The 18,004-nt window shown below is 72.3% G+C and carries 9 protein-coding genes and 2 pseudogenes; 8 read left to right on the top strand and 3 right to left on the bottom strand.

Annotated elements, in window-relative coordinates:
- Positions 1-91: 91 nt before the first annotated feature.
- The gene (locus tag ACF1BN_RS25980; RefSeq protein ID WP_392334007.1) at positions 92-1,726 is read right to left on the bottom strand and encodes an endo-1,3-beta-xylanase; all 1,635 of its coding nucleotides are present in this window, start codon (positions 1,724-1,726) and stop codon (positions 92-94) included.
- 293 nt (positions 1,727-2,019) lie between these two features.
- Between ACF1BN_RS25980 and ACF1BN_RS25985 the strand changes: the two genes are divergently transcribed.
- The 5 genes from ACF1BN_RS25985 (at position 2,020) to ACF1BN_RS26005 (ending at position 8,440) form a co-directional block, all read left to right on the top strand.
- On the top strand, positions 2,020-3,300 hold the full coding sequence (locus ACF1BN_RS25985) for an extracellular solute-binding protein (RefSeq protein WP_392334008.1): 1,281 nt from the start codon (positions 2,020-2,022) through the stop codon (positions 3,298-3,300).
- Between the two features lie 252 nt (positions 3,301-3,552).
- Positions 3,553-4,506, top strand: a complete 954-nt coding sequence (locus ACF1BN_RS25990) for a carbohydrate ABC transporter permease (protein WP_392334009.1) — start codon at positions 3,553-3,555, stop codon at positions 4,504-4,506.
- Positions 4,507-4,564: 58 nt separating this feature from the next.
- Positions 4,565-5,476 (top strand): carbohydrate ABC transporter permease, encoded by a 912-nt coding sequence (locus ACF1BN_RS25995; RefSeq protein ID WP_392334010.1) that lies wholly within the window; start codon positions 4,565-4,567, stop codon positions 5,474-5,476.
- A 22-nt stretch (positions 5,477-5,498) separates the two neighbouring features.
- Positions 5,499-7,307, top strand: a complete 1,809-nt coding sequence (locus ACF1BN_RS26000; protein WP_392334011.1) for a glycoside hydrolase family 43 protein — start codon at positions 5,499-5,501, stop codon at positions 7,305-7,307.
- Between the two features lie 95 nt (positions 7,308-7,402).
- Positions 7,403-8,440, top strand: coding sequence for a LacI family DNA-binding transcriptional regulator (locus tag ACF1BN_RS26005; protein ID WP_392334012.1), 1,038 nt, complete (start codon positions 7,403-7,405; stop codon positions 8,438-8,440).
- A 57-nt stretch (positions 8,441-8,497) separates the two neighbouring features.
- Here the strand turns inward: ACF1BN_RS26005 and ACF1BN_RS26010 are convergent, their stop codons facing one another.
- Entirely contained in the window at positions 8,498-9,580 is a 1,083-nt protein-coding gene (locus ACF1BN_RS26010) for a glycoside hydrolase family 43 protein (RefSeq protein ID WP_392334013.1), read from the bottom strand.
- Between the two features lie 325 nt (positions 9,581-9,905).
- Here ACF1BN_RS26010 and ACF1BN_RS26015 point away from each other — a divergent pair.
- Together ACF1BN_RS26015 and ACF1BN_RS26020 are read left to right on the top strand one after the other, a co-directional pair.
- Positions 9,906-12,242 (top strand): annotated as a pseudogene (locus ACF1BN_RS26015) (AbfB domain-containing protein); the annotation flags it as partial.
- A 60-nt stretch (positions 12,243-12,302) separates the two neighbouring features.
- Positions 12,303-12,737, top strand: a pseudogene (locus ACF1BN_RS26020) (AbfB domain-containing protein); the annotation flags it as partial.
- Between the two features lie 68 nt (positions 12,738-12,805).
- Here ACF1BN_RS26020 and ACF1BN_RS26025 read toward each other — a convergent pair.
- Positions 12,806-16,096 carry a LamG-like jellyroll fold domain-containing protein gene (locus ACF1BN_RS26025; RefSeq protein WP_392334014.1) on the bottom strand — a complete coding sequence of 1,097 codons (3,291 nt, stop codon included), beginning with the start codon at positions 16,094-16,096 and terminating at the stop codon, positions 12,806-12,808.
- 586 nt (positions 16,097-16,682) lie between these two features.
- On the opposite strand from ACF1BN_RS26025, the gene ACF1BN_RS26030 reads away from it, so the two are divergent.
- Complete coding sequence (locus ACF1BN_RS26030; RefSeq protein ID WP_392334015.1) at positions 16,683-17,774, top strand: ABC transporter substrate-binding protein; 1,092 nt, start codon at positions 16,683-16,685, stop codon at positions 17,772-17,774.
- Positions 17,775-18,004 lie beyond the last annotated feature (230 nt).

The raw sequence follows: 18,004 nt of genomic DNA on the forward strand, positions 1-18,004 counted from the left end.
GTCGAGGGAGGGGCGGGGGAGAGGGGTGCGTGCGGGGGCAGGGGGCCGGGTGGCGCATCCGGTGCGCCACCCGGCCCCGGGGACGGCCGGATCAGACGGCGCGCCAGGTGAAGGAAGGGGTGGTGAGCTGGCTGGTCTGGGTCGAGGGCTGGTAGTGGAGGAAGTACGAGACGGTGGCGCCGGCCGGGACCCGCAGGGACAGCTCCCAGCGCCGGTCGGCGGAGTCGTACGCGAGGAAGTGGTTCTGCGGTGAGCCGCCGTCGACGCGGTACTGGACCGTGACGAACGTGGCCTGGAAGCCCTGCGGGGCGAACCAGAGCGTGGCGTCCGAGGCGGAGCCGGTGACGCCCTGGGTGTATCCCTGCGGTCCCGGAGTCGTCGGGGTCGGGGTCGGGGTCGGGGTCGGCGTGGGGGTGCCGGTCGGGGTCGGCGTGGGGGTGGGTGTCGGGGTCGGCGTCGGACCGGTGGTGCCGTTGGTCCACAGCGGCTTCCTGATCTCGGACAAGAAGCGGCTCAGCACCGTCGGGTCGGCCTGGACCCGGGAGTCGCCCCAGTTGCCGTTGGCGCAGCCGGGGCCGCCGGCCTGGGCCCCCGCCGCGCACTGCCACTGCGTCTGCGCGTCCCAGTTCGTGTTGATGTACGCGGCGGCGCGGATGACGTCCTTGTTGCGGTCGACCCAGTCGAAGTAGCCCGCGTGCCAGCCGTCCCAGATGGCCTGCCCGCTGGTGGCCGTCGGGCTGTTGCGGAAGATGCAGCTGCTGGTCTTCGCGCCGGTCCGCGCGCCCTGCGGGGCGGCCTCGGCGACCATCGCGGGCTTGCCGTGGGCGCGGGCGAAGTCGAGGATGCGGTTCTGCAGGCCGACCGGGTCGGTGTCGAAGGACCCGCAGCCCCACTGGGTGCTCACGGAGCGGGAGTTGTAGAACGAGGAGAGTCCGACCCAGTCCACGTAGGCGTCGCCCGGGTACCAGTCGTCGAGGTGGGCCGGGTCGGTGACGACGTAGTTCCACTCCGGGTGGTCCGGGTGGGTGTTGACGGGCCAGGCCGCGCTCTGCCAGACCGTGGCGATCCGGGTGGCGCCGAGGGCGTCGATCCTGCCCTTGATGTAGCGGAACGCCTGCTTGTAGAAGTCCGCGCTGTAGCAGTTCCAGGGACCGTCGAACTCGTAGCCGATGCGGAGCAGTACGTCCCTGTCGTACGCCTTGAACCGGTTGATCATCTCGTCGACCTTGGCCCGGTACTGGCTGATGAGGTTCGGGTTCCCGGCGGTGACGTCGGCGTCCTGGCGGCCGATGATCGCGCGCAGCGGCTGGTTGCCGCAGCCCGAGGTGGCGTCGGACAGGTAGAGGCCCACGGCGAGCGAGGAGGTGGGGTAGTCGGCCAGGGTGCGGGCGAAGTCCACTGTCCCCGCACCCCAGTTCGCGGGGCCGGTCATCCCCGCGAGCGGCGCGGGCGAGCCACCGAGGACGAGATTGGTGTAGAGGGTCACCGCCCCGGGCGCGGGGGCGCCGAGGGACGCGTCGCCGAGGACGTCCCGGCGGTAGTCCCCGAGGGTGTCGCTGTCCTGGCCCAGGACCAGGCTGACCTTCCCGGCCGGCGGAAGGCCGGGCGGTGCCGCGGAGGTGGCGGCGCCGGCGGGGGTGGGCAGGGCGGTGAAGGCGAGGAGGGCGGCGACGGCCGCGGCGGCGGTGCCGAGGGCGCGTCGGAGCGGGGGTGCGGGGCGGGGCATGCGGAGGCCTCCGGAGTCGGGGAAGGGAGAGGGCCGGCGGCATGGGAGCCGGTGGCGGTCGCATGGTGGGGTCCAGGCAGGGGCGGGTCAACGGCCCGCGCGCTTTTCGTACCGCGCAGCAGGTCAACGGCGCGGTCCAGCGAAAAGTTTCGCGAGGAAGTCGCAGTTCGGTAAGGCTGGTTGAGGATGACTCAGATCTTCTGTCGGAAGTTTTCGCGAAAACCTTGACAGTGTTTTCGGTCGTCCCCGACCTTGGTGGCACCCACCCGTCGCCCTCTTCCCGGAGGATCACCATGGGCCGTTCCCGTGCCCGCAGAACCCTCGGCGCGCTCGCCGCCACCGCCTCGCTCGTCGCCCTCTCCGCCTGCGGCGGCGGGGGAGGGGCGGCGGACGGAACGATCACGCTCACCGTCGCGACCTTCAGCGACTTCGGCTACAAGCCGCTGATCGAGGAGTACCGGCGGACCCACCCGAACGTGGTGATCAAGGAGCGCATCTCCCAGTTCGACCAGCACCACAACCAGCTGTCGACCCAGATCGCCTCCGGCAGCGGGGCCGCCGACGTGGTCGCCATCGAGGAGGGCTACCTCCCCAAGTTCCGCGCGGTGAAGGACAAGTTCACCAACCTCGCCGACCACGGGGCGAACGAACGCCGGGGCGAGTACCTCGACTGGAAGTGGCAGCAGGCCACCCTCGGCACCTCCGACTTCGTCATGGGGTACGGCACCGATGTCGGCAGCCTCGCCGTCTGCTACCGCAAGGACCTCTTCGCGCAGGCCGGCCTCCCCACCGACCGCGCCGCCGTGTCCGCGCTCTGGCCCACCTGGGAGGCCTACTTCGCCACCGGCGAGAAGTTCCGCGCCAAGGTGAAGGACAAGGCCTGGTTCGACAGTTCGGGCAACATCTTCACGGCCATGATGAACCAGACCGAGTTCGGCTTCTTCGACGCGGACGACCGGTACATCGGTGACTCCAACCCCAAGGTGAAGGAGTTCTTCACCGCCACCGCGCAGGCCACCGCCACCGGCCAGTCCGCCAACCTTCAGCCCTTCTCCCAGCAGTGGAACACCGGCATCAAGCTCGGCAGGATGGCGACGATGACCTGCCCGGCCTGGATGACCGGGCTCATCAAGACCGCCGCCGGCGAGTCCGCCGCCGGGACCTGGGACATCGCCTCCGTCCCGGGTGGCGGAGGCAACTGGGGCGGCTCCTTCCTCACCGTGCCCAAGCAGGGCAAGCACGTGAAGGAGGCGGCCGAGCTGGCCGACTTCCTCACCTCGGCCGCCTCCCAGAAGAAGATCTTCACCAGTCCGGTCGGCGCGCTGCCCTCCCTGGTCCCCGTGCTGGAGGACCCCGACGTCAAGGGGGCCACGCAGGACTGGTTCTCCCAGGCCCCCACCGGCGAGATCTTCGCCTCCTCGGCCAAGTCCCTGAAGCCCAACTACCGGGGCACGAAGGACCAGCAGGTCCGCATCCCCTTCGGCAACGCCCTCCAGCTCGTCGAGCAGCGCAAGGCCGACCCCGCCGCGGCCTGGGACAAGGCGCTCGCCGAGGCCGCCAAGAACCTTCGCTGACACCACGGTCCTGACGCGGGCGGCTCCGAGGCGACCGCCCCGGCGTCAACCGCCCTGACGCGCACGCGCCCCAACCCGACACCACGTGCCCCGACACCACCCGACCCGGCACGACCGGGGAGAGCCGGGTCCCCCGACCGCCGGCCCGCCGCACCACCACGCCGCTCACGGCGGGCCGGCACCCCCCCGACCCACCCGGCCCGCGCGCACGCCGTCCCTCCTTCCCTCCCACCCACCTCCCCGGAGACCCCCATGGCGGTCCAGACCCGCCCGCTCCCGACCGCCCGACCGGGCGCGCCGAGCCCGCGCCCGTCCCGGCGACCGGGCCGGAACGCGCTCCCGTACCTCTTCGTCGCCCCCTTCTTCCTCCTCTTCGCCGTCTTCGGCGCCTACCCGCTGCTGCAGACCTTCTGGGTCTCGCTGCACGACTGGGACCGCCTCGCCGGGCAGGGGGAGTGGGTGGGCCTGGACAACTTCCGGCGGCTGCTCGGCGACACCGACTTCTTCACCGCCCTCTTCAACACCCTCAGCATCTTCCTGCTCTCCACCGTCCCCCAGCTCCTCGCCGCCCTCGGCGTCGCCTGGCTGCTCGACCGCCACCTGCGGGCCCGTACCGTCTGGCGCGCTCTCGTCCTCGTCCCGCAGTACGTCTCCGTCGTCGCCGTCGCCCTGGTCTTCTCCCAGCTCTTCGGCCGGGACTACGGCGTCGTCAACTGGGCCCTCCAAGGGCTCGGCCTCATCGACGCGCCCGTCGACTGGACCGCCGACACCTGGAGTTCGCACCTGGCCATCAGCTTCATGGTCATGTGGCGATGGACCGGCTACAACGCCCTCATCTACCTCGCCGCCATGCAGGCCGTCCCCCGCGAGCTGTACGAGTCCGCCGCGATCGACGGCGCCTCCCGCCTCCTCACCTTCCGCAAGGTCACCCTGCCCGCCATCCGGCCGACGCTCCTGTTCACCGTCGTCATCTCCACCATCGGCGGCCTCCAGCTCTTCGCCGAACCCTTCCTCTTCGACCAGCAGGGCAACGCGGAGGGCGGCGCGGAACACCAGTTCCAGACACTGACGCTGATGCTCTACAAGTACGGCTTCATCAACAACGACGCCGGCTACGCCTCCGCCGTCTCCTGGGTGCTCTTCCTCGTCATCGCCGTCGTGGCGGCCGTGAACCTCCTGCTCGCCCGCCGCCCGCGCCGCCCCTGAACCGTCCGCGCCCGCTCCGTCCCACCCCGCTCCGCCCGCCCCGTCACGGAGGACACCCATGGCCGCCACCGCACCGCCCACCCGGATCCGCCCGCGCCCACCCCGCGCACCGGGCGGCCCCTACCGTGCGGTCCCGCGCCGTGCCCGGCGTCTCGACGCGGCCGGCCCGCTCGCCTACACGCTCCTGGCCGCCGTCACCGCCGCCTCCGTCTTCCCGCTGTACTGGAGCTTCGTCGTCGCCTCCCACGACGACAACTCGGTCCTCGCCGGCGCGACCCCGTCGCTCGTGCCCGGCGGGCACCTGATCGAGAACATCCAGCGCGTCTTCGAGCTGTCCGCCTTCTGGCAGGCACTGGGCAACTCCCTCCTCGTCGCCGGAACCACCGCCGTCTCCAACGTGCTGCTGTCCTCGCTCGCCGGCTTCGCCTTCGCCAAACTCCGCTTCCGGGGAAGGGACTTCCTGCTCGGCTGCGTCGTGGTGACCCTGATGGTCCCGACCCAGCTGGGCGTCATCCCGCTGTACATCCTCGTCACCGACCTCGGGATGTACGGGAAGCTGTCGGCGCTGATCGTGCCCGCGCTGGTCTCCGCGGTCGGCGTCTTCTGGATGCGGCAGGCCGTCGAGGAGAACATCCCCGACGAACTCGTCGAGGCCGCCCGCGTCGACGGCGCCGGGCTGCTCCGCACGTACTGGCACGTCGTCGTCCCCGGCGTCCGCACCACCGCCACCGTGCTCGGCCTCTTCACCTTCATGTTCGCCTGGAACGACTACTTCTGGCCGCTGATCGCCCTGCCGCCGGAGAACGGCACCGTCCAGATCGCGCTGAACCAGCTCGCCGCCGGCTACTACACCGACTACACCCTCATGCTCGCCGGCGTCGTCGTCTCGGCCCTCCCCGTCCTCGTCGCCTTCACGGTGCTCGCCCGCCGCATCGTCTCCGGCGTGATGGCCGGCGCCGTCAAGGGCTGACCCCTTCCGAAAGCAGGAGCACATGACCTCCGGGCCCGTCCTCGGCACCCCCGTCCCCCTCCCCGACCCTCTCCCCGCCCCCCGACGCCCCACCGCCCCCGAGGACTCCGTCCTCGTCAATCCCGTGCTGCCCGGGTTCCACCCCGACCCGTCGATCCTCCGTGTCGGCGACGACTACTACATCGCCACCTCCACCTTCGAGTGGACGCCCGGCGTGACCCTCCACCACTCCCGCGACCTCGTCCGCTGGACCCCGCTCGGCGGACTCCTCCAGGAGGACCGGCTGCTCGACCTGGCGGGCCGCCCCGACTCCGGTGGCGTGTGGGCGCCCTGCCTCTCCCACACCGACGGCCTCTTCCACCTGGTCTACAGCGACGTCACCAATCTCGCCGGCGCCTTCAAGGACGTCCGCAACCGTGTCACCACCGCCCCCTCCCTCGCCGGACCCTGGTCCGACCCCGTCCCCTTCCCCTCGCACGGCTTCGACCCCTCCCTCTTCCACGACGACGGGCCGGACGGCGACGGACGCAGCTGGGCGGTGTGGATGGAGTGGGACCACCGGCCGGGCCGCCACCCCTTCGCGGGGATCCTCGTCCAGGAATGGGACCGCGCCCGGAGCACGGTCACCGGCTCCGTGCACCGCGTCTTCACCGGCACCGCCCTCGCCCACACCGAGGGCCCGCACCTCTACCGCCGGGGCCGCTGGCACTACCTCGTCACCGCCGAGGGCGGCACCTCCTGGGACCACGCCGTGACCGTCGCCCGCTCCCGCTCGCTCACCGGCCCGTACGAGGCCGACCCCGCAGGCCCTCTCCTCACCTCCCGGCACCACCCCGAGGCCCCGCTCCAGAAGGCGGGCCACGGCAGCCTCGTCGAGACCCCCGCGGGGGAGTGGTACCTCGCCCATCTGACCGCCCGCCCGCTGACCCCTCGCGGCGCCTGCGTCCTCGGGCGCGAGACCGCGCTCCAGAGGGTGGAGTGGACCCCGGACGGCTGGCCCCGGCTCGCGGGCGCCGCCCCGGTCCCGGGCGGCGAGGCCCTGCCCCGCACCGTCGTCCGGGCCCCGGCACCCGCCCGCCCGTCGCCGCCGGCGCCCGCGCCCGTACCCCCGTCCGCGTCTCCGGCACCCGCCCCGGCCGCGCCCGACGGTGCGGAGCAGGTCGTCTCGGCGGACTCCGCGCGGCTCGCGCCGCCGTGGTCGGCCCTCCGCCGCCACCCCGATCCCGGGTGGCTGGCGCCGCTGCCCGGCGGAGTCCGGCTGTACGGCGGTCAGTCGCTCGGCTCCACGCACGGGCAGAGCCTCGTCGCCCGCCGCCGCCGGGCCGCCCACGGCGACTTCTCCGTACGGCTCGACTTCCGCCCCGGATCGCCGCTGGCGATGGCGGGCCTGGTCCACTACTACAACACCACGCTCTGGCACTACGCCCATCTCACCCGGGACGAGGAGCTGGGCCGCGTGCTCAGGCTCGGAGTGTGCGAGCACGGCCGGTACGCCGAGCCCGCCGCGCCCCTGCCGGTCGGCGACGGGCCGGTGGAGCTGCGGCTCGCCGTCCGGGGGGCCGAGGGCCGGTTCTCCTGGCGCCAGGACGGCCGGGACGGTGGGGACGGCACGGCGGGGGAGCGCGCCGGAGACGCGCGGTGGCGGCCGCTCGGGGAGGCCCTGGACGTGTCTCCGCTCTCCGACGAGGGCGCCACCCGGGGCGATCCCGCGACGGGTCACTACACGGCGTGGGGCTTCACCGGCGCCTTCGCCGGGCTGTGCGCCCAGGACCTCACCGGTGGGCGGGCGCCGGCCGACTTCACCGCACCCGTCCACCGGGAGTGGGCGTGACCTGTGCGGACACCGGCGGAGGGCTGTGGCACCGCCCGTTAGGCTTCGGGAGCACAGCCGGCGGACACCCCCACCCCACGAGCGGAAGGCAGGGCATGACGGAGGAGCGGACCGACGCCCCGGGCGGCAAGGTCACCCTGCACATGGTCGCGGCCGAGGCAGGGGTCTCCGTCTCCACGGTCTCCAAGGTGCTGAACGGGCGCGCCGACATCTCGGCCGACACCAAGGGACGCGTCGAGGAGGTGGCGGACGCCCTCGGCTACCGGCGGCGTCCGGCCCGCCGCCGGGGCAGCGTCGTCGACCTGGTCCTCAACGAACTGGACAGCCTCTGGTCGGTCGAGATCGTGCGCGGCGTGGACGAGGTGCTGCACGAGGCCGGCGCGAGCATGGTGCTCTCCGCCGTCCACGGGCGCAGCGCCGACACCCGCGAGTGGATCGAACAGCTCGCGGCCCGCCGCAGCAACGGCGCCATCCTCGTCGTCTCCGACCTGACCCAGCAGCAGCGGCGCAGGCTCGCCGCGATGGACGTGCCGTTCGTCCTCCTCGACCCGGTCGGACAGGCCGACGCGCTGGTGCCGACGGTCGGTGCCACCAACTGGGCCGGGGCGGTGGCGGCCACCGAGCACCTGATCGCCCTCGGTCACACCCGGATCGCCCATCTCGCCGGGCCCCGGCAGCTGTTGTGCAGCCGGGCCCGTGCCGACGGCTACCGGGCGACGATGGAGGGGGCCGAACTGCCCGTGCCTGAGGGCTTCGTACGGCACGGAGAGTTCAACGACGCCTCGGGGCGCCGCGAGACCGCGCGGCTGCTCGACGCGCTGGAGGCGGTGGGGGAGCCGCCGCCCACCGCGATCTTCGCGGCCAGCGACCTCCAGGCCCTCGGCGCGTACGAGGAGCTGCGCGGGCGGGGGCTGCGGATCCCGGAGGACATCGGCGTCGTCGGCTTCGACGACCTGCCGGTGGCGCGCTGGACGCACCCCCCGCTCACCACGGTCCGCCAGCCGCTCTTCGACATGGCTGCCATGGCGGCCCAGACGCTGCTGAGGATCATCGACGGCGAGCGCGTGGAGAACCTGCGGGTCGAGCTCGCCACCCGTCTCGTGGTGCGCGGCAGCACCGCGCCGCCGTCCTGACGGTCCGGCGCTGCGCCGCCCGCGAGGCGTCGGGACCTCGGCCGGCGCGGGCCGGGACTACTCGAAGAACTTCAGGCTCCACCCGGTGTCGGAGGTCGGCCCGGGGACGTTCGCGCGGCGGTAGGTGGTGTCGCCCCACCAGCAGAAGGTGCCGGTGTGCCAGTAGCGGTTCTCCCAGGCGTACGGGGTGCCCTTGCGTACGGCGTGGAACATGAGCGGGAACCTCGGGCCGGCCGGCGGGCTGGTGGCGATGTCCCCGTCGAGCAGGACGAAGGTGTGGTGCCCGGGACCGTCGACGGACAGGGTGGGGTCCCAGCCGGCCATCATGGTGTCGCGGTGCGAGCCGAAGAGGCAGCCGTTGGACTTGTACCAGTCCCACACGTGGGTGGGGTCGCCGCCGGCCCGCAGCCGCAGGTCGGCCAGGCAGTAGCTGTCGCTCCAGCTGCCGTTGGCGGAGTAGACGACGTGCAGCTGCCCGGCGGGGTCCTTGATGGGTTCGGGGCCCTCGTTGATGTACGGATGGCCGACGACCCGCTCCCAGGGTTCGCGCGGCTGGGAGATGACGTACCGGGCGCCGGTGGGGGTGGTCGGGCCGCTCATGCGGGCGATGTAGAGGTTCTGCTCGACGTCCGTGTCGCCGGCCCAGCCGGACCAGACGAACCAGCGCTGCCCGCCGAAGGTGAAGAGCGTCCCGTCGATGGCCCACTTGTCGTCGGGGAGGGCGAGCCGGGTGGCGGGGGTGTAGCCGCTGTCGGGCGCGGCCGAGCTGATCACGTACATGCGGTGCGCGGCGCCCTTGCCGGCGGCGAAGTAGACGTAGTACCGGCCGCCGTCACGGACGATCTCCGGGGCCCAGACCTCGCCGAGTCCTCCGGTGTCGGTCCACACCGCGCGTTCGGGGGCGGTGGCGAGTCCGGCGGTCGTGTCGGCCTGGCGGACGACGATCGAGCCGCCCGTCGCCTGGACGGCGATGTACGTGGAGCCGACCCGGAGCACGCTGGGGTCGGCGGCCCGCAGCGGTGTCTGCTCCGCGGCGGCGGGGGTGGCCGCGGTGGTCGCCATCGCGGCGGCGAGCAGGGTGAGGAGCAGGGTCAGGACCAGGGTGACGGGCATCCCGGGCCACCGTCGGGCACGCTTCATGGTTGCTCCCGTGAGCGGATCGGCGCGTTGTACAACGATGTAATCCCGCAGGGAAGCATCGCTATATGAAATGGGCATGTCAATGACTGCGGGCGGGTTCGCCCCGCTTGGCTGACGATAAATGTTGGATTCCATGGACTTCCCGGGGGGATTCCGTTGATACATGTTCCGTGTTAGGTTCCCCGGCACCTCGGTCCTCCGAGACGCGGGGCATTCGCCCCCCGCACGAGCCGCTCGCCAACTCCGCACGGACCTCCCGACGTCGCCGCCTCACGGCCCCGGCGCGCGGGGGACTCCGGGCGCCGTCCTGCCCAGGAGGAGTTCGATGCGACGCATCGTCGCCTTTCTCGCGGCCCTGCTGATGACGGCCGGAGGCCTCGTCCTCGCCGCCACCACCGCCGCGTCCGCCGCCGTCGTCCCCAAGACGCCGCCCCTGACCACCCCGTGGACCGGTCAGGTGTCCACCACGAACCCGCTGCCCGAGTACCCGCGCCCCCAGATGACGCGGCCCGACTGGATGTCCCTCAACGGGGAGTGGGAGTTCCTCAACCCGCCCACCGACGCCGCCGGCAACGTCGACCGCGAGGCCGCGCCCCCGCTCGGCCGGACCCTGCCCGAACGCATCCTCGTCCCGTACCCCGTCGAGTCCGCGCTCTCCGGCATCATGCGCAACGACGACCGGGACCTGATGTTCTACCGCCGCACCTTCACCGTCCCGCCGGACTGGAACGGCCGACGCGTCCAACTGCACTTCGGAGCCGTCGACTTCGAGTCCACCGTCTGGGTCAACGGCACCCGCGTCACCAGCCACAAGGGCGGCTACGACCGCTTCGAGGTCGACATCACCCCGCAGCTGCGCGCCGGTGCCGCCAACGAGATCGTCGTCCGCGTCTACGACCCCACCGACGCCCGCGGCGAGAAGCAGGCGGTCGGCAAGCAGACCACCAACCCCAGCGGCATCTTCTACACTTCCACCAGCGGCATCTGGCAGTCCGTCTGGCTGGAACCCACCCCCGTCACCTCGATCTACTCCGTCGACATCCGCCCCGACCTCGCCGCCGGCACCGCCCGCGTGAAGGTCTTCACCCGCGGCTCCACCACCGGTCACACCGTCCGCGCCGAGGCCCTGAGCGGCGGCCAGGTGGTCTCCACCGCCAACGGCGGCTTCACCGAGTTCGCCGTCCCCGTCCCGAACGCCCGCCTCTGGTCGCCGGACGACCCCTTCCTGTACGACCTCCGGGTCACCCTCCGCGACGCCACCGGCGCCGCCGTCGACACCGTCACCAGCTACTTCGGCATGCGCGAGGTCGGCACCAAGCTCGTCGACGGCGTCCTGCGACCCACCCGCAACGGCGAGTTCGTCTTCCAGATCGGCACCCTCGACCAGGGCTTCTGGCCCGACGGCCTCTACACCGCGCCCACCGACGCCGCCCTCGCCTCCGACCTCGTCAAGCACAAGGACCTCGGCTTCAACATGGTCCGCAAGCACATCAAGGTCGAACCCGCCCGCTGGTACTACCACGCCGACCGCCTCGGGCTGCTCGTGTGGCAGGACATCCCCTCCACCCAGGCCTTCGACGCCACCCGCACCCCCGCCCAGATCGCGCAGTTCGAGACCGAGGCGCGCGAGATCATCGACGAACACCGCTTCTCCCCTGCCGTCGTCGCCTACGTCCCCTTCAACGAGGGCTGGGGCGAATGGAACCTGGACGACACCCGCAGGATCACCACCGCCCTGGAGAACCAGGACCCCGCACGCCTCATGAACGCCCACAGCGGCTACAACTGCTGCGCCTCCAAGGGCGACCCCGGCACCGGTGACATGATCGACTGGCACGTCTACACCGGCCCCGACGCCCCCCGCCCCTCCGCCACCCGGATCTCCGTCCTCGGCGAGTTCGGCGGCATCGGCCTGCGCACCCCCGGCCACGAATACAGCCCCAACGGCCAGTTCTTCGCCTACGAGCAGGTCGGCAGCGCGGCCCAGCTCGACGACCGCTACACCGGCATGGTCCGCGACGTCCAGCGCCTGATGACCACCAAGGGCGTCTCCGCCTACGTCTACACCGAGATCACCGACGTCGAGGGCGAGTACAACGGCCTCCTCACCTACGACCGCAGGATCCAGAAGGTCGACACCGCTCGGCTCCGCGCCGCCCACGCCGGCCTCGTCGCGGCCTCCCGCAACCTCAACGCCACCCCGGTCCACACCCTCGGCCACGTCCGCTCCTTCCGGGTCACCACCCCCGGCCACACCACCCGCCACCTCCGCCACGCCGACTCCCTCGCCCGCACCGACGTCCTCACCTCCGCCTCCGCGGACGGCGCCCGCCAGGACGCCTCCTTCCGCACCGTCCCGGGCCTCGCCGACCCGCGCTGCCTCTCCTTCGAATCCGTCAACCTCCCGGGCCGCTACCTCCGCCACGCCGGCGGCCGGGCCCGCGTCGACACCTCCGGCGGCGGCACCTTCGCCGCCGACGCCACCTGGTGCGCGCGCCCCGGTCTCGCGGCCGGCGGCACCTCGTACGAGTCGCTGAACTTCCCCGGCTCCTACCTCCGCCACTACGCCGACGCCGTCCACCTCGCCCGCAGCGGCGGACCCAACCCCTGGGACACCGCCTCCTCCTTCGCCGCCGACGCGACCTGGAGCACCGACGGGCCCGCGCTCTGGCGCAGCTCCGTCCTCCTCCCCACCGACGTACGCCGCTCCCTGCGCGTCACCACCTGGGGGCACACCGACCGCTACCTGCGGCACGCCGACAGCCTCGCCTGGACCGAGATCGTGAACGCGGGCAGCGGCGCCCTGCTCAAGCAGGACGCCACCTACACCGTGCGGCGCGGCCTCGCCGACTCCTCGTGCTACTCCTTCGAGTCCGTGAACTACCCCGGCCAGTTCCTCCGGCACGCCGCGAGCCGGGTCCGCAACGCTCCCTCCGACGGAACCGCCCTCTTCCGCGAGGACGCCACCTGGTGCGCCCGGCCGGGACTCGGCGGCACCGGGGTCACCTTCGAGTCGCTGAACGTCCCCGGTTCGTTCCTCCGCCACTTCGACTCCGCGGTGTACCTGGCCTCGGGTGCCGGGAGCGGCGGCGCCGACCGTCCGCAGACCCTGACCGCCGACAGCAGCTGGTCCCTGGAGGCGCCCTGGGCGCCCTGACCGCACGACCGGGCCCCGGCCGCCGCGAGGCGGCCGGGGCCCGGCCCCACTCGGTGACGCCGGGGCCGCTACGGGCGCTCCGCGGCGTTCAGGGCGGCCACCTCCTCCGAGGACAGCGCCCGGTCGAAGACGCCGACCCGGTCCACCGAGCCCTTCCAGAAGTCGACGTTCCCACCGCCCCACCTGGCCCGGCCCACCGCCAGCGGACCGGTGCTCACGTCCGCGGGACCCGGCGCGGCCGTGGCCACCAGGGCGCCGTCCAGGTAGAGCCGGAGCTCGTTCCGGGCCGGGTCGCGGACGCCCACCAGGTGGTACCAGCGGCCGAGCTCGGGCGTGGTGGCGAAGCGGGCCCGGTTTCCGCCCGGCGTGCTGAAGGCGAAGGCGCCCTGACCGTACTGGAGGTAGAAGGGGTTCTCCTGGCGCCGGCCGTCCTGGCTGACGACGGTGGCGTAGTTCCCGGGGAGGGCGTCGAGTGTCGCCCAGGCCGAGACCGTGTAACCGGCGGTGGTGTCGACCACCGGGCCGGCCGTCTGCGCGAAGTCGCCCTGGCCGTCGAAGCGCAGCCCGCTGCCGCGGACGCCGTCCGTCCAGCTCGTGTCCCCGGTGAGGGTGAGCGTCGCCCTGTTCGGGCCGGAGTCGCCGGCCGTCGTCCCCGCGCCCTCGTCGAGCGCCCAGGAGGCACCGCCCGCCACCGGAGTGTGCCGCCCGGCCGAGGCACCGGCCGCGATCACCTTGCGGTTGATCTGACGGACGCGCACCGGGTCGACCTTGATCTCCCTGCGGTCGTACGTGTAGAGGCCGTTGAGCTCGTTCTCCAGGTCCGAGATCTGGGTGTAGACGGAGCCCGACAGCTCGGCGCCCGCCGCCTCCAGGTAGTACTTCTCCGTGTTCTCGACGTACTTGCGGGTCAGTGCCTCCTTGTCGGCGACCCCGCTGTAGATCACGGTCGGCGCGCCGGGCCACATGTGCCCGGGGGTGCGCAGGGTGAAGCCGCCGTGCTCGCCGTCCATCGCCGCCCGGTGGTCGGGGTAGGGCGCGTCGGTGTTGTTGTAGTCGTGGTGGTCGATGATGTCGCCCTTGCCCGAATCACCCTTGGAGTTGCAGCAGTTGACACCGCTGTGGGCGTTGACGATCCGGGACGGGTCGGCCGCCTTCACCGACTCGGCGATCCGGCCGGACTCCTCGCGGTCCCACTCGCCCCAGCCCTCGTTGAAGACGATCCAGCCGATCACGGACGGGGAGTCGTGGTGCTCGCGCATCATCTCCCGGCCCTGCTCGACGAAGGCCTGCCGCCCGGCGGCGTCCTTCAGGTCGCCGGAGACGAAGTCCTGCCACACCAGGAGACCGAGGCGGTCGGCGTGGTAGAACCAGCGGTCCGACTCGACCTTGATGTGCTTGCGCACCGCGTTGAAGCCGAGCTTCTTGTGGGCCTCCAGATCGAAGGCGAGCGCCTCGTCGCTCGGCGGTGTGTACAGGCCGTCGGGCCAGAAGCCCTGGTCGAGAGTGGCCAGCGAGAAGACCGGCTCGCCGTTGAGCACCAGCTTCGGGAAGCCGCCGACCTTCTCGACGGAGATCTTCCGCATGCCGAAGTAGCTGCCCACGCGGTCGGACGACCGGCCGTCGGTGAGCCGCACGTCGAGGTCGTACAGGTACGGGTCGTCCGGGCTCCACAGCCGGGCCTGCGGCACCGGAAGCCGCAGTTCGCCGTTGGCCGGGCCGCTGATCCGGCCGACGATCCTGCCCCGCGCGTCCCGGGCGACGGCCTCGACGCGGGCGCCGGCCGAGGCACGGGCGGACCGGACCGTCACGGCGAGGGTGGAGGTGTCGACGTCGGGGGTGGTGACGACGTCGTCGATGGCGACGGGAGCGACCGGCTCCATCCACACGGTCTGCCAGATGCCCGAGGACTGGGTGTAGAAGATGCCGCCGGGGTGGGTGGACTGCTTGCCCGTGGGCTGGTTCGGGCCGCCGGTGTCGGTGACGGCGACGACGATCTCCTGCGGGCCCCTCGCCTTCAGTGCGTCGGTGACGTCGGCGCCGAAGGCGTCGTAGCCGCCGGTGTGTTCGGCGACCTTCCGGCCGTTCACGTACACCGTGGCCCGGTGGTCGACGGCGCCGAAGTTCAGCATCAGACGGTTGCCGCGGCCGGTCCTGCCGACCTTCCAGCCCTGGGGGACGTCGACGAGCCGCCGGTAGACCATGTGGTCCTCGTGCCGCTCGATCCCCGAGAGCTGGGACTCGACGGGGAAGGGTACGACGATCCGCTCCGGCAGGTCCTTGCCGAAGACGGGCGTCTCGCCGGCCCTCGCGGGGGCGAACTGCCAGGGGCCGTTGAGGTTCTTCCACTGCGAGCGGACCTGCTGCGGGCGTGGGTACTCGGGCAGCGGGTTCCTCGGGTCCAGCTCGTCGCCCCACTCGGTCGTGAGGCGGTGGGCGGAGGCGTTGGCCGCCGCGCGCAGGAGCCGGGGGACGGTCTCGCCGCCGTTGGTCAGACCGCCGGCGCCGTCGTAGTCGATCCGTACCCGCTGGCCCTTCTGGACCGGAGCGTCGAGCTCGACGACGGCGGTCGTCGGATCGCCGGGCGCGGCCCTGACGGAGCGGATCGGCAGGGGAGTGGTGTCGGCCTCCACGGCGAGGTGGTCCGCGAGCCGGTCGAGGCCGCCGACCCGGTGGTCGAAGCGGAGCAGCAGCCGGCGGCCGTCCGCCGGGACGGTCGGTTCGACCGGATAGACCGCGAAGTCGTCCGGCGGCGTGAAGGCCGACTCGGGGACGAGCTGCTTGGGCATCGTCGGCGTCGACCAGCGCAGGAACATGTTGGCGCCGCCGACGTCCTGGAACATCTCCAGCCGGAAGTCGTGCTTCTCGCCCGCGGTCAGCCGCACGGGCGCGCTGGTCTGCTCCCGGTCCCAGTCGGGCACCCAGTGGTCGATGACCGGCTCGCCGTCGATGAACAGCCGGAAGCCGTTGTCGCCGATGCCGTGGAAGGTGTAGTCGCCGGTGACCGGGGCGGCGATCCGTCCGGTCCAGCGCGCGGTGGTGTGCTCCGAGCTGCCGGTCAGCGCCTCGAACGTGCCGGTGAGTCCGGAGAAGTCGACCTGCGGGTCGAGCGCGGTGCCGCCGAGCCGGGCGAAGTCGCGGGCGCCGGGCGCGGACATCGCGAAGTACTCGCCCTTGAGGCCGTGGACCTCGATGGCGGGGGCGGTGGACGCCGTCGTGGACGCCGCCGAGGACGGGGTCCGATCGGCGGCGAGGGCGGCGGCCGGGGGAGTCAGGGCGCCCACGGGGAGGACGAGGGCGGCGGCGGTGAGGAGGGACCAGAACCGGGTGCGGGAACGGGTGGTGCGTGGTTGTCGTGTCATCACGTCTTCCTCGTGCGGGGCAGGAAGGACCGAGGGGGCGGGCGGCCCCGGAACGTCCCGCCGTGCGGGGTGTCCGGCACGGCGGCCGGCGGGGTCACGCGTACGGCGGGGAGTACGCCCGGTGGCGTACGGAACCGGTGTACGGCGACTGCCTGCGTACGGGGTCGGCAGGGGGCCCCGGCGGGGCGGCCGACCGGAATTCCAACGTTGGAAATCGGCGTGCAGCGGAATGACAGCACGCCGTGCGGAGGCTGTCCAGACCCCGCGCGCGCCCTGGGTGAGCGATCGTCAACAACGTGCGCGGAAAGGTGCTTTCGCCTCGGTGCAGGATTCCGGAAAACGTTGTCCTCGCCTCTTGCCGAGCTCGCCGCGGCACGGTTATAACGTTGTAAAGCCGGAGTCGCCGCCCGTCCCGGAAGGCGCTCCGCATCATGATCTCCCCAGGTCAAGGCCATGATCCGGGCTGATCGAGACTGTGCATCACAGGTCCGCCGTCCTCATCGCGGCGGTCTGGCTCCGCTTCCCTGCCCCCGTGCGACCGCACGCCGCTCGGCGGTGCTGTCCCCCGCCAAGGAGTGTCCTTCCGATGACCCTTCCGCAGAGATCCCGCACGCTCTCCGTCGCCTGCGTCGTCGCGGCCACCGCCGCGCTCGCGCTCTCCGGCTGCGCCAAGTCCGAGACGACCGGCGAGGCCGCCGGCGACAGCGGCCAGGGCGCGCAGACCGTCCAGACACCGACCGCCTCCGCCGAAGCGGGCTCCGGCTGCGACCTCACCACCTACGGCGCGCCGAAGCTCGACCTCAAGGACGCCGTCGTCGGCTTCTCGCAGTCCGAGAAGGAGGCCAACCCGTTCCGCATCGCCGAGACCCGGTCCATCAAGGACGAGGCCGCGAGGATCGGCGTCAAGAAGCTCCTCACCACCAACGCCCAGTCCCAGCTGTCCAAGCAGATCAGCGACATCCAGGACATGCTGGCCCAGGGCGCGCAGTTCCTGATCGTCGCCCCGCTCAACTCCGACGGCCTGGAGCCCGCGTTCCAGGCCGCCGCCGCCAAGAAGGTCCCCGTCCTCACCATCGACCGCAAGGTCAACGCCACCGCCTGCAAGGACTATCTCGCCTTCCTCGGCTCGGACTTCGTCGAGCAGGGCAAGCGGGCGGCGGACGCGATGGCCAAGGCGACCGGAGGCAAGGGCAAGGTCGCCATCCTGCTCGGATCGTCCGGCAACAGCGTCACCACGGACCGGACCAAGGGCTTCGTCGACCAGGTCGCCGCCACGGCGCCGGGCCTGGAGATCGTCGCCCAGCAGACCGGCGAGTTCGCCCGCGACAAGGGCCAGCAGGTCATGGAGCAGCTGATCCAGTCGAAGCCCGACATCACGGCGGTGTACGCCGAGAACGACGAGATGGCCCTGGGCGCCGTCACCGCCCTCAAGGCGGCCGGCAAGAAGCCCGGCAAGGACATCAAGATCGTGTCGATCGACGGCACCCGCAACGCCGTACAGGCCCTGGCCAACGGCGAGTTGAACGCCGTGGTCGAGTCCAACCCGCGCTTCGGGCCGCTGGCCTTCGCCACCGCGCAGAAGTTCTACGCGGGTGAGGGCATCCCCGAGGACGTCATCATCGCCGACCGCGCCTACGACCCGGCGAACGCCGAGGAGTCGCTGGGCGGCGCGTACTGACCGACGGGGGCGGGAGCCGAGACGGGGCCGGTACGCAGGGGACCTCGGCGCGATCCCGGCCCGCGCCTCCCGGATGGATCCGCGGGGCCGCACCCGGCCTCCCCGCTCCGTGCGGCCCCGCGCCACGTCCGCCTCTGACGTACGGCCTCCGCAGGCCACGTCCGCCTCTGACGTACGGCCTCCGCAGGCCACGTCCGCCCCTGACGTACCGGCTCCGCAGGCCACGCCCG

Source organism: Streptomyces sp. NPDC014861 (assembly GCF_043081625.1).
Taxonomy (GTDB): Bacteria; Actinomycetota; Actinomycetes; order Streptomycetales; family Streptomycetaceae; genus Streptomyces.